The organism is Pseudomonas sp. MC6, from assembly GCF_054790575.1.
The window spans coordinates 2185329-2198319 of record NZ_CP186504.1 but is presented as its reverse complement, the minus strand read 5'-3'; the positions used below and the strand labels follow the sequence as shown (position 1 = coordinate 2198319).

Sequence of the window (12991 nt, the reverse complement as noted above, 5' to 3'; positions counted from 1 at the left end):
CGGTAACAGCGTGGTAATCAGCGTTCGCCAAGGCCCAGCAGACGCCGGTTGGATTGCTCGTCAGCGCTCACACCGGCGAAATCGTCGAATGCCTTGCGGGTTCGGGTGATCATGTGGCGTTCGATGAAGGCCGCCCCTTCGGCAGCGCCTTGTGCCGCGTCTTTCAGGCAGCATTCCCACTCCAGCACGGCCCAGCCGTTGAAGTCGTATTGAGTCAGTTTGCTGAAGATCGCCTTGAAGTCGATCTGGCCATCGCCCAGTGAACGAAACCGGCCCGGGCGATCAACCCAACCCTGATAGCCGCCGTAGACGCCGGATCGCGCGTCGGCGTGAAACTCCGCGTCCTTGACGTGGAACATGCGGATTCGCGCGTGGTAGCGATCGATGAAGCCCAGGTAGTCCATTTGCTGCAGCAACAGATGGCTCGGGTCATACAGAATCGCTGCGCGGGGATGATGATTCACCGCTTCGAGGAATTGCTCGAAAGAGGCGCCATCGTGCAGATCCTCGCCGGGGTGGATCTCGTAGCAGAGGTCGACACCGGCCTCATCGAAGCACTCGAGGATCGGCAACCAGCGTTTCGCCAATTCGGCAAAGCCCTGTTCCACCAGGCCGGCCGGGCGTTGCGGCCACGGGTAGACGTATGGCCAGAGCAGGGCGCCGGAAAAGGTCGCGTGGGCCGTCAGCCCCAAGCGCTGACTGGCGCGCGCCGCCAGTTTCAACTGGTTGATCGCCCATTCGGTGCGTGCTTGCGGATTGCCACGCAGCGCTGCTGGGGCAAAGTCGTCGAAAAGTGCGTCGAACGCTGGATGCACCGCGACCAGTTGGCCTTGCAGGTGTGTCGACAGCTCGCTGATCACCACACCGGCCTTGGCGCATACAGCGATGAGTTCGTCGCAATAATCCTGACTGTCGGCGGCGCGTTCAAGGTCGATGAAGCGCGTGCCGAGGGTTGGCAACTGAATGGCTTTGTAGCCTTGAGAAGCTGCCCATTGCGCGATGTTGGCCAAGGTATCGAAAGGCGCTTCGTCGGCGATGAATTGGGCGAGAAAAATGCCGGGGCCGCGCATCCCGCTCGGGCGTTGTTGATTAACGTTCATTGGCGGTTGCTCCATTGGCAAGGTCAGGTATTGCAGTCCATTTGGCTTCGCCGCAATGATTGGCGATGGCGGTCTCGATGAAGGCCATGCCGCGCAGCCCGGTGGCTATACCGGGAACGCCCGGTGCGTCAGGGCCGCTCGCACCGTTGAAAATGGCCTGCGCGAGGTCACCGTAGAGATTGGCCATGGCCTCCAGGTAGCCTTCCGGGTGTCCGGCGGGCAAGCGCATGCGCCGCGTGGCGTTTGCGCACAGCCAAGGTTGACCAAGGCCCGAGCGCAGCACGCGCATCGGTTCATTCAAGGGTCGATGGATCAAACTGGCGGGCTCTTCCTGACGCCATTCCAGCCCGCCTTTATCGCCATACAGACGAATCTTCAGCGGGTTCTCTTCGCCGGCGCACACTTGGCTGGCGATTAATACGCCGCTGGCGCCGTCGGCCATTTTGAACAGCATCGAGGCGTCGTCATCCAGTTGGCGACTGCTCAAATGTGAGCCGAGCATCGCGCTGATGAACTGGATGGGTTGACCGGCGACAAACTCCGCGAGGGAGAACGCGTGCGTGCCGATGTCACCGATGCAGCCACCGATGCCGGATTGTTCAGGATTGTCGCGCCAGCCCGCCTGTTTGTTGCCTTGGCCAGCCACATCGCTGCTGAGCCAGCCTTGCGGATATTCGACGAGGACTTTGCGCAGGCGCCCGATTTCACCGCTGGCGACCATCTCGCGTGCCTGCCAGACCATCGCATACCCCAGGTAGGTGTGCGCCAGGGCGTAAATTCGCTGGCTGTTGTTGACCACGCGGGCCAGGTCCTGCACTTGCGCCAGATTCAGCGCTGCAGGCTTTTCACTGAACACATGGAAACCCGCACTCAGTGCTGCACTGGCGATAGGGGCGTGCAGATGATTGGGCGTGACAATCACCAGCAGCTCCATGCGCTGATCGGCCGGCAGTGCGTGTTCGGCGGCCAGCATGTTCTGCCAGTCGTCATAGCAGCGTTGCGCAGGCAGCCCGAGCGCCGCACCACTGCGTTGATTGTTGTGTGCGTCGCGGCTGAACGCACCGCAGACCAGTTCGAAGCGTCCATCAAGACCGGCGGCTTGCCGGTGTGCCTGGGCGATGAAGGCGCCTTCACCACCGCCGACGAAGCCCATTCTTATTTTTCGACCTGCAGCAATCATGGCAATTGTCTCAGTGGATTCATGCGGAACATTGATGATGTAACCGGTTACATTGTCGGCAAAATCTAGGCCTGAAATCAGCGAGTGTCAAACCGCATCTGACGAATGCCAACGTTTCGGCGCGTGACGCTGTGCGGTAAGCTCGACGGCCGATTTGATTGAAAGAGCGAGGCAGTCTTGTCCAATATCCGCGAAGTGGCACGGCTGGCGGGTGTCTCGGTGGCAACGGTGTCGAGAACATTGAAGTCCCCCGAGCGGGTGCTGCCCGATACCCGCGATCGGGTCATGGCCGCCGTCCAGCAAACCGGCTATCGACCGAATTTGATGGCGGTGCAGTTTCGCTCGCGTAGAACGGGAAACCTGGTGATTCTGGTCCCGACCATTGCCAACACCTTTTTCGCCAGAGTGATCAGCGGCGCACAAAAAGCCGCGCAGGCCGCCGGTTACCGGTTGCTGTTGTGCGACACCCAGGGCCAGGCATCACTTGAGCGCCAGTTCGCTGATCTGGTGCACGCCCATCAAGCCGATGGCGTCATACAGTTGCGCGCCTATGATCCCTTCGAAGAATCTGCCGCCGAGCCAGCACTGACCCCGATCGTCAATGCCTGCGAAGTCATCCGGCACGGACGGCATCCAACGATCAGTCTGGATAACGTTGCGGCGGCCAAAGCCATGACCGAGTACCTGATCGCGATGGGGCATCAGCGCATCGGACTGATCAAAGGACCCAAAGGCAGCCCGCTCACGCGTGATCGTCTGGCGGGGTATGAGGCGGCCCTGCGCGATGCCGGTCTCGCGCTGGATCACACGCTTATCTGTCACGGCGATTTCACGCTCGACGCGGGCTATTCGGGTGCCGGCAAACTACTCGCGCTCGACAGCCGACCGAGCGCGCTGTTTTGTGAAAATGACGAAATGGCCATCGGCGCGCTCAAGCGGATCAAAGAGCAGGGGCTGCGCGTGCCGGAGGATATTTCTCTCGCCGGATTCGACGATATTCCAATGGCCGCGTACTCCGATCCACCGCTGACGACCATTTCCCAACCCGCCGAAATGTTCGGCGAGAAAGCCGTGGAAATGCTGATCGCGCTGATCGAGAAACAGCCGTTGCCGCAACGGCATGTGGTATTGCCGTTCGCATTGACCAAGCGCGACAGCACGGCGCGGGTTGATCAAGCGGGCAGGTGAAACTCTGAATTCCAAGCCGACGCAACCAAGCGATAGCACGAGAGAAAAAAACCTGTGGCGAGTGCGCTTGCTCCCTCGCCACAGTCATGGTGGATCCTCAGAGCTCTGAAAAAACAGGCGACTATCGAACCGCGTAAACCTTGCGCACATAGCGCGTGCTCTTCCACGCGCAGGACGCGCCGCGCGGTACGAACACGCTGTCGCCGGTATCGACTGTAACGCTCGATCCGTCCGGTGCGAGTAATGCGACGCTGCCTTCGATCAGGTGCATCAACTCATTGAGTGTGTGTGCTCGGCCGTGGCGTTCGTAGGGCGTCGAATCCCACACACCGACACGCAGATCGGTTACCGGATCTTCGAAGGCATTGCGGGAACGGCATTGTGGTGTCGCGCCAATCAGAATCTGTTCTTGCGGTGCCGCCGACGGCGATAGCATCGCCAACGGATCGAGGCCGGTGAGGCCGGGTGTCGGGGTGTCAGTGGTCATTGCACAGAAAGCCCATTGCGTTCCGACCTGAGCCTCTATTCGCAGCGAGGTGCCACGGCCGATCACTGCGCTGCCGCCGACAGCCAATGCCAATGCCAATGTCTGTTCGCCGGATTTCAACCGCACGTGCCCGGCGTGCACGACAATGGTTTCGGTGTGCGGAAAATCCTCGATTTCCATCGACTCGCCAACCTCAACGATGCCTGCACTGATGCCGTCATCACCGTGCCAAGCAACGCGTCGGCCAGCGGCAAAAGGATCTCTGGCGCTCAGCGCCATCTGTTCGAAAGACGTAGCGATGCGGCCACCGTCGGCGCGAGCCAACAGCAGAACAGTAGGTTGCGACATACGAAGAACACTCCATTAGAAAACCTTGAGGCACTGCAACAGCGCAATCAACCGATGGCTTGGGTAACCAGAGCAAACTGGCGCATGCCATTGGCGGCCGCAGGAGGCGTGCCTCGGGCCATTTGCGCGACGGTGTCGATCTGCTTGAGTCCGGCTGTTTCCAGCCATTCGGCGAGGCCACAATCGGCCGGAATGTCGATGCGCACAAAGGCGTCCGGTACTTGGTTCAACAATGTGCCGATCAAGTACTTTGCTTGTTCGAGGTTTTCAGCAACCACCGGGCCTATGCAGCGGCCGCGTCCGAACGGGCGCATCAGCGCGAAGGCGCGCAACTGGCCGTCGCGTTGAATGCCGACGGACTGCTCCACCACCGGCGCCAGGTCGTCCAGCACAGCGCGCCGATCCAGGCCGCTGGCCGCGTTCGCCAGCGTCAACCGTTGTTGCTGATCCGCAGCCGTCAGGGCACGACATGCTTCGCCCTCGGCCAGCGCGGTCAGCGCCGGTGCGTGCGCCTGGCCCTGATGTTGCTGGATCCTGCCAAACTCGACAAAACCCTGACTGGCATACAGCGGCGCACCGGCGAGGGTCGCATTCAACATGGGCGTTCGCGCCTGGCAGGCATCAAGGGCTTGCTCCATCAACTGGCGTCCGATGCCTTTGCCTTGATAGTCGTCGCTGACGATGACCAGCCCGATGGTGGCGAAATCACCTTGCGGGCAGGCGAATGCCGTACCGATCAACCGTTCGCCATCAAGCACGACGAAACCGGCACTGACCCGTTGCAGCATCGCCCAGTCGTCCAGTCGATGCGGCCATTTCAGCTGCACGGACAAGGCATGGGCGGCGGGGAGATCGGCGGCGGTCATCGGGCGATAAACATACGCGGACGGGTGTGAGGCGGACATGGCGAGTCTCCGTTGAACAATGTGCGCGAGCGCCCGGTTTTGCGGCGCGATGGTGCCTGTATCCCATCTGGGTGAAGCGCTGACAAGGGGCGATCGCGCATTCGGCAGATTCGGCGAGACGATGCCCGCAAGACCACACTTACTACTTATTTGCACGGCAAGGTCGGCAGCAAATGCTTGGGCTTTTTTTCTACGATGGAGGCCTGAGTAATGACTCGCCGGCCCCTCTTCTGGAGTGCTCCATGAATAGCTTCGATCCCCGCCTTATCGCTGTTCGCAGCGCCCACTTCATTGACGGTCAATACCGCGATGCGCATTCAGGGCTGGAAGTGGTTCGCCCCTCCGACGGCCAGGTCTATGCCGAACTGCCGGTGGCGGATGCCGACCTGGTGGACGAAGCCGTCAATAATGCCTGGCAGGCCTTCAATCGCAGTGACTGGGCCAGCCGTCCACCGCGCGAGCGAGCGCGGGTGATGCGGCGCTGGGCCGATCTGATTGAGGCGGACGCGGAGATTCTTGCGCCTCTGGAAGCTGTCGGCTCAACCCGCCCGCACAAAGATGTGATTGCCTGGGATATTCCCTATGTGGCCGAAGGCATTCGTTTTTTTGCCGAGCTGGCGGACAAGCATGGCGGTCAGGTCGCCGCCACCCAGACTGATCGCCTGGGCATGCAGATTGCAGAACCCTATGGGGTGATCGCCGCCATCGCACCATGGAATTTTCCGCTGAGCATGGCGTCCTGGAAGGTCGCGCCAGCCTTGGCTGCGGGCAATGCCGTGGTGCTCAAACCTTCAGAGCTGACGCCGTTCTCCAGTCTGCGCTTTGCTGAACTGGCGTTGCTCGCCGGGCTGCCGGCCGGCATCTTCAACGTCGTGCAGGGGGATGGCCGTGTGACGGGCGACGCACTGTGTCGGCATCCGCGTGTGGGTAAAGTGACGTTCACCGGCTCCACGGCAACCGGTTCGAGCATCATGTCGACGTGCGCGCTGGTCGGGCCCAAACCGGTCACACTGGAACTCGGTGGCAAAAGTCCACAATTGGTCTTCGCCGATATCCCCGACATTGCCAAAACCGCGCGCACCGTGGCCTTGGCAATTACCGGTAACGCTGGCCAGGTGTGCGTCTCCGGCTCACGGCTGTTGATTGAACGCTCGATCATGGAACCCTTCCTGGCGCACTTGCAGACTTACTTCGAGACGCTGCGTCCCGGCCCTACGTGGTCGTCGCAAAGCACGCTGTCGCCGATCATTTCGCGTCTGCAGGCCAGTCGCATCGATGGCATCGTTCAGCGTTCGCGCCAGGCCGGGGCCGAGGTGTTGACCGGCGGCGGACTGTTTGAAGAAATGGGCGGTGCTTACTATCAACCGACGTTGCTGACCGGCGTCGACAATCAGAATCCGGCGGTCTGCGAAGAGATCTTCGGGCCAGTGCTGACGGTGCAGGCGTTCGATGACGAGGAGCAGGCACTCAGTCTGGCTGCGCACGCCACTTACGGTCTGGCCGCGGGCGTACACACCGCTGATATCAATCGCGCCTTGCGCCTGGTGCGCAAACTGGAGGCGGGGACGGTGTGGGTCAACCGTTACGGGCGCAGTAACGATTACATCCTGCCCACCGGTGGCTATAAACGCTCCGGTATCGGCAAGGACCTGGGGCGCGAGGCGTTCGAGGCCAATCTGCGCTTCAAGAGTGTGCTGATCGATATTGTTCAGTAATGCCGATCAAGCCATGGGAGCGAGTTTGCTCGCGAAGAGGGCGCCTGAGGCGACATTGATGTTGCCTGACACAGCGCTTTGCGAGCAGGTTCGCGCTCGCAGAGATCGGGTCATCCAGTGGCATCAGTAACGCTTGCATCAGTCGCCAAACGGGCGCGTCCTTAGGGACGCGCCCGTTTTCGTTTTGCTCGGCGCAGTTTCTGCGGTGAATGCCGCAAAACCAGCGCGCAAACAGCCAAAGGAGGTCCATAAGGGCGCACAAATACAGGGTTTGCCCAAGGCTGGAGCGAGCCGCAAAGTCTGCTGAGGCAGGTGGCCAAAACGGTGGTTTGTATCGAGCAGAGGTCGCTTTTAACGCCATCTGCTGAATTCACAGTGTTGTAATGACGGTGTGCTGCAGCGTTGCATCACCGCTTGCCAATCAAGCGAATGCTGGCCGCGCCATGACCTCAACGAACTTCAGGATCGCACCCAATGAGCTTTCTTCGTCCCAAATTCATTACGTTCGACTGCTACGGTACGCTGACCAATTTCCACATGGGCACCATGACGCGCGAACTCTTCGCCGATCGCGTGCCAGCGGAGCAGATGGACCAGTTCGTCAAGGATTTCTCGGCTTATCGCCTGGATCAGGTCATGGGCGACTGGATGCCTTACGACGAGATTCTCAAGACAGCACTGGCGCGTACCTGCAAGCGTTGGGGCGTCGAGTACCGCGACGAAGGTCAGCTGTACTACGACGCCGTGCCAACCTGGGGCCCACACGCGGATGTGCCGGCCGGTCTGGCGAAAATTGCCGACAAGATCCCGCTGGTGATTTTTTCCAACGCCAGCGACAGTCAGATCATGTCCAACGTCGACAAACTCGGCGCGCCGTTTCACAAGGTCTTCACCGCTGAACAGGCACAAGCCTACAAGCCACGCCTGGCGGCGTTCGAGTTCATGCTCGACAACCTCAACTGCGGCCCGGAAGACATCTTGCATGTGTCCTCCAGCTTCCGTTACGACTTGATGCCGGCACACGACATGAAGATCAAGAACAAGGCCTTCGTCGCCCGTGGTCACGAAGTTCCGGGCAATGCGTTTTACGGCTATCAGCAGATCACTGACATCGGCGGACTGCCGGCGCTGGTCGGTCTCTGAGTTGCATCGGCATCGGCTTTTTTTCTGGCATAGGCGAATCAGACATGGGCAGTGAATCCTACTGGCTCGACACCGCGCCGGCTTTCACCGGTGGGCAACTCGGCGCATTGCCCGCGCAGGTCGATGTGGCCGTCGTGGGGGGTGGTTTCACCGGGTTGGCGGCGGCCCGCGCCTTGGCGCTCAAGGGTGCCAGTGTGGTCGTGCTCGAAGCCGGGCGAGTGATCGGCGAAGCCTCGGGGCGTAACGGTGGGCAATGCAACACCGGAGTGGCCCAGGATTACGCCGGCCTCAGTGCCAGCCTCGGTGCGGACAAGGCGCGCGCCTATTACCAGGCGTATGAGCGAGCAGTGCAAAGTGTTGTTTCGCTGGTGGAACAGGAGCAGATCGCCTGCGACCTGATCCGCAACGGCAAGCTGAAACTGGCCGCCAAACCCATGCACTACGAAGGCCTGGCGCGCACTTGTGAGCTGATTCGTCGTGAGGTCGATGCCGATGTCGAGTTGTTGTCCGCTGAGCAGACCCGCGCTGAAGTGAATTCGGCACAGTTTCACGGCGCTCTGCTGCAACGCAACGGCGTGCAAATGCACGTCGGCCGCTTCGGCGTCGGCTTGGCCGAAGCGGCGGCGCGGCACGGTGCTCTGATCCATCAAGGCACTTCGGTACTGGACTGGAAGGCCAGGGCCGGCGGCTATCAGGTCAATACCAGCAAGGGTTCGCTGCACGCCGGGCAGGTGCTGCTCGCCACTGGCGCTTGTCAACACGGCGGCTTGAGCTGGTATCGGCGGCGCATCGTTCCGGTCGGCAGTTTCGTCATCGCTACCGAGGTATTGCCAGACGCGTTGATCGACCAATTGCTGCCGTGTCGTCGTGCCTATGTCACCAGCCGCATGATCGGTAACTACTTTCGCCTGACCCCGGACAACCGTTTGCTGTTTGGCGGCCGCGCGCGGTTCGCCATGTCCGACAGCGTCAACGACGCCAAGAGCGGCAAGGTCCTGCAAGCCGCCATGGTGCAGATGTTCCCGCAATTGGCCGAGGTGGAAATCGACTACTGCTGGGGCGGGCTGGTCGACATGACCTCCGATCGGCTACCTCGGGCCGGTCAGCATGGCGGGGTTTTTCACTCCATGGGTTACAGCGGCCACGGTGTACAGATGTCGGTACACATGGGCCAGGTCATGGCCGAGGTGATGGCGGGTAACGTTGAGGCCAATCCATGGCGCGAACTTGAATGGCCAGCCATCCCCGGGCATTTCGGCAAGCCGTGGTTTTTGCCGTTCGTGGGCGCGTATTACCGCTTTCAGGATTATCTGCATTGAGTTGCTGTTGTGGCGTCACCGTCGTTTGCGTTTCAGGACGTTCCGGTCAACCGGAACACTCGAGCCTTCTCATCTTCGACAGGTAGCACTGATATGACTGACAACAAGAACGACTCACCCCTGATCTCCGGCGAAGAAAGCCTGCGGGTTTTCGAGGGCCTCAATCGTGGCATGTCACGCCGTCATGCCCTGCAAATGCTCGGTGTCGCGGGGGTTGCCGCGGCGGGCGCCAGCAGCCTGTTTGGCGCCGCGGGCAAGCTGTTCGCCGATGAAACGGCAACACCGGGCAAAGGCAAACCGGGCGGGCGCATTCGTGTCGCCGGGATGTCCAGTTCCACGGCGGACACCCTCGACCCGGCCAAAGGCGCGTTGTCCACCGACTATGTGCGCCATTACATGTTCTACAACGGCCTGACCCGATTCGACTCGCATCTGGTGCCACAGTTGGAACTGGCCGAGCGCATCGACAACACCGACGCCACCGTGTGGACCATCACCCTGCGCAAAGACGTTACCTTCCACAACGGCAAGACCCTGAGCGCCGCCGACGTGGTGTTTTCGTTGTCGCGACACAAGGACCCGCTCACCGGTTCGAAAGTCATGCCGCTGATGGAGCAGTTCGTCGAGATCAAGGCTACCGGCACCAACGAAGTACAGATCCGTCTGAGCGCACCCAACGCAGAGCTGCCGTCGATTCTCGCGGTGTCGCACCTGCTGATCGTTCCCGAAGGCACCACCGACTTCAATCAGGGCATCGGCACCGGGCCGTTCAAGGTCAAGGAATTCAAACCGGGCGTGCGTTCGGTGGCTGCGCGCAACACCGGTTACTGGAAACCAGGCCTGCCGTACCTCGACGAAATCGAGTTCATCGCCATTGGTGACGAACCGTCGCGGGTCAACGCGCTGCTTTCCGGCGACGTACACATGATCAACGAGGTCAATCCGCGTTCTACCACCCGGATCAAAGCCAGTGCCAAGCATCGGGTCGTTGATGCGCCTTCGGGCAACTACACTGATTTGATCATTCGTCAGGATCAGATGCCCGGCAAAAGCGCCGAATTCACCCAGGCGATGAAGTATCTGCTCGACCGCGAGCAGGTCAAATCGGCGGTGTTCCGTGGCTTTGCCGTGGTCGGCAACGACCATCCGATTGCGCCGGGTTCGCGCTATTACAACGCCGACCTGCCACAAACCGTCTATGACCCGGAAAAAGCCCGGTTCCTGCTGAAGAAAGCCGGGATGGAAAACATCAGCATGCCGCTGGTCGCATCGCCGGCCGCCACCGGTTCAGTGGATATCGCGGTGCTGTTGCAGCAATCGGCGAAACAGGCCGGGCTGAAACTCGACGTCAACCGTCTGCCGAGCGACGGCTATTGGTCCAACCACTGGATGAAGCACCCGCTGAGCTTCGGCAACATCAACCCGCGGCCGAACGCCGACGTGATGTTCTCGCAGTTCTTCCAGTCGAAAGCGCCGTGGAACGAGTCCGGTTGGCAGAACGATCAGTTCGACCAATTGCTGATGCTCGCCCGCGCCGAAACCGACGACGCCAAGCGCAGCAAGATGTACGCCGATATGCAAACGCTGGTGCACGACCACAGCGGCATCGGCGTGCCGGTATTCATCAGCAACATCGATGGCGTTGACCAACGCATCAAAGGCTACAGCAGCAATCCGCTGGGCGGCTTCATGGGTTACATGTTCGCCGAGCAGGTCTGGCTGGACGCTTGATAAGCCGTCGGTTTGAGCGGCAGTAACAGTGCAGGAGGACAGGCGATGAACAGCAACACCTTGTGGTTGATCGGTAGGCGCATGGGCGCCGCGATCGTGACGTTGTTGATTGTGTCCATGGTCGTGTTCGCGATCACGGCGGTATTGCCGGGCGACGCCGCGCAACAATCGCTGGGGCAGTTCGCCACGCCGGAGCAGGTCGCGGCGTTGCGCCTGAAACTGGGACTCGATCAGCCCGGCGTGTTGCGCTATTTGCACTGGCTGATGAACTTGCTCAGTGGCGACATGGGCCTGTCGGTTTCCAACGCCATGCCGGTGGGTGAGCTGATGGCCGGGCGCGTCCCCAACACCTTGATGCTGGCCGGCGCAACCGCACTGGTTTCGGTACCGGTGGCGCTGATTCTGGGCATCGGTTCGGCGATGGGTAGGGGCGGGCGACTCGACAGCCTGTTGAGCTTTTTTACCCTGGCCATGGTCGCCGTTCCGGAGTTTCTGGTGGCGACCCTGGCGGTGCTGATCTTCGCGGTAAACCTGGGTTGGTTATCGGCGCTGTCCTATGCCAGCGACATCACTTCACCGTGGCAATTCATGCGCACTTACGCGTTGCCGGTGATGACCCTGTGTTGCGTGATCGTCGCGCAAATGGCCCGCATGACCCGCGCAGCGGTGATCGATCAACTCGACAGTCCTTACGTGGAAATGGCCCGGCTCAAAGGGGTCAGCCCGATTCGTATCGTACTGCGGCACGCCTTGCCCAACGCGATCGGGCCGATTGCCAACGCCATCGCCCTGAGCCTTTCCTACCTGCTGGGCGGGGTGGTCATCGTCGAGACCATCTTCAACTATCCCGGTATCGCCAGCCTGATGGTCGATGCCGTGACCAACCGTGACATGGCACTGGTTCAGGCCTGCACCATGTTGTTCTGTACAGCGTACCTGGGGCTGGTGCTGCTCGCCGACCTGTGCGCCATTCTGTCCAACCCGAGGCTGCGAAACCAATGAACAATCTCATTGTGAAATCGACGCCTTCAGCGCCCGACCTGTCGGTGGGCAAGGTGTCCCATGGCCCGGCCTGGCTGGGTCTGATCGGTGCTGCAATGTGCCTTCTGTGGTTGCTGGTGGCAATGTTCGGCCCGTGGCTGGCACCCCATCCGGTGGGCGAAGTGGTGTCGGACAATGTCTTTGACAGCATCAGTGCCCTGTACCCGTTCGGCACGGATTATCTGGGCCGTGACATGCTCAGCCGCGTACTCGTCGGCGCCCGCTTCACGGTGGGCCTGGCGTTGATTGCGGCGATATTGGCCAGTGGCCTGGGCACCAGTTGCGCGCTGCTGGCGGTGGTGTCGCCAAAATGGCTGGACGAAGTGATCAGTCGCCTGATGGACGCGTTCATCTCGATCCCGAGCAAGATGCTCGCGCTGATCATGGTCTCGGCGTTTGGTTCGTCGGTGATGTTGCTGGTATGCACCGCCGTGCTGAGCTTCGCTCCCGGGGCCTTTCGCATTGCCCGCAGCATGGCAGTGAACATCGAGGCTCTGGAGTACGTACAAGTGGCGCGTACCCGTGGCGAACGGCGCCTGTACATTGCCTGTGTGGAAATCCTGCCGAACATGCTCAACCCGGTGCTGACCGATCTGGGCCTGCGCTTCGGCTTTATTGTGTTGCTGCTCAGTGGCATGAGCTTCCTGGGCCTGGGCGTGCAACCACCCGACGCCGACCTTGGCTCGCTGGTGCGCGAAAATATCGGTGGACTCAATCAGGGCGCGCCGGCCATCGTCATTCCGGCACTGGCAATCGGCACCCTGACCATTGGCGTGAATCTGTTTATCGACAGGCTGTCGTCTCGCCGCAGTCGCCGTTCGGGAGGTCATTGAA

11 protein-coding genes are annotated in these 12991 nt (G+C 60.9%); 7 read left to right on the top strand and 4 right to left on the bottom strand.

Translation table 11 applies throughout. From position 1 onward, the window contains the following. Positions 1-17: 17 nt before the first annotated feature. Together ACOYXE_RS09875 and ACOYXE_RS09870 are read right to left on the bottom strand one after the other, a co-directional pair. On the bottom strand, positions 18-1100 hold the full coding sequence (locus ACOYXE_RS09875) for a sugar phosphate isomerase/epimerase family protein (RefSeq protein ID WP_460928962.1): 1083 nt from the start codon (positions 1098-1100) through the stop codon (positions 18-20). After that, positions 1090-2280: a Gfo/Idh/MocA family protein gene (locus ACOYXE_RS09870; RefSeq protein ID WP_460928960.1), complete on the bottom strand. Its 1191-nt coding sequence runs from the start codon at positions 2278-2280 to the stop codon at positions 1090-1092. The genes ACOYXE_RS09875 and ACOYXE_RS09870 overlap by 11 nt, the downstream gene beginning before the upstream one ends. A 177-nt stretch (positions 2281-2457) precedes the next feature. On the opposite strand from ACOYXE_RS09870, the gene ACOYXE_RS09865 reads away from it, so the two are divergent. Then, positions 2458-3468 carry a LacI family DNA-binding transcriptional regulator gene (locus ACOYXE_RS09865; RefSeq protein ID WP_405123997.1) on the top strand — a complete coding sequence of 337 codons (1011 nt, stop codon included), beginning with the start codon at positions 2458-2460 and terminating at the stop codon, positions 3466-3468. A gap of 121 nt (positions 3469-3589) precedes the next feature. Here the strand turns inward: ACOYXE_RS09865 and ACOYXE_RS09860 are convergent, their stop codons facing one another. Then, complete coding sequence (locus ACOYXE_RS09860; protein WP_460928957.1) at positions 3590-4303, bottom strand: cupin domain-containing protein; 714 nt, start codon at positions 4301-4303, stop codon at positions 3590-3592. A gap of 47 nt (positions 4304-4350) precedes the next feature. Continuing rightward, positions 4351-5208 (bottom strand): GNAT family N-acetyltransferase, encoded by an 858-nt coding sequence (locus ACOYXE_RS09855; RefSeq protein WP_460928955.1) that lies wholly within the window; start codon positions 5206-5208, stop codon positions 4351-4353. A 242-nt stretch (positions 5209-5450) separates the two neighbouring features. Here ACOYXE_RS09855 and ACOYXE_RS09850 point away from each other — a divergent pair, with 242 nt between their 5' ends. The 6 genes from ACOYXE_RS09850 to ACOYXE_RS09825 all read left to right on the top strand — a co-directional run bounded on the left by ACOYXE_RS09850 (position 5451) and on the right by ACOYXE_RS09825 (position 12990). Next, on the top strand, positions 5451-6923 hold the full coding sequence (locus tag ACOYXE_RS09850; protein WP_016987767.1) for an aldehyde dehydrogenase family protein: 1473 nt from the start codon (positions 5451-5453) through the stop codon (positions 6921-6923). Between the two features lie 474 nt (positions 6924-7397). Then, positions 7398-8066, top strand: coding sequence for a haloacid dehalogenase type II (locus tag ACOYXE_RS09845; RefSeq protein WP_405123994.1), 669 nt, complete (start codon positions 7398-7400; stop codon positions 8064-8066). 44 nt (positions 8067-8110) lie between these two features. Next, complete coding sequence (locus ACOYXE_RS09840) at positions 8111-9385, top strand: NAD(P)/FAD-dependent oxidoreductase (protein WP_160057515.1); 1275 nt, start codon at positions 8111-8113, stop codon at positions 9383-9385. Between the two features lie 93 nt (positions 9386-9478). Then, positions 9479-11116, top strand: a complete 1638-nt coding sequence (locus ACOYXE_RS09835) for an ABC transporter substrate-binding protein (protein WP_160057516.1) — start codon at positions 9479-9481, stop codon at positions 11114-11116. A gap of 45 nt (positions 11117-11161) precedes the next feature. Further along, complete coding sequence (locus ACOYXE_RS09830; RefSeq protein ID WP_077572462.1) at positions 11162-12118, top strand: ABC transporter permease; 957 nt, start codon at positions 11162-11164, stop codon at positions 12116-12118. Beyond that, a complete protein-coding gene (locus tag ACOYXE_RS09825) occupies positions 12115-12990 on the top strand; it encodes an ABC transporter permease (RefSeq protein WP_160057517.1) in 876 nt (291 codons plus the stop codon). The genes ACOYXE_RS09830 and ACOYXE_RS09825 overlap by 4 nt, the downstream gene beginning before the upstream one ends. Position 12991: the final 1 nt, after the last annotated feature.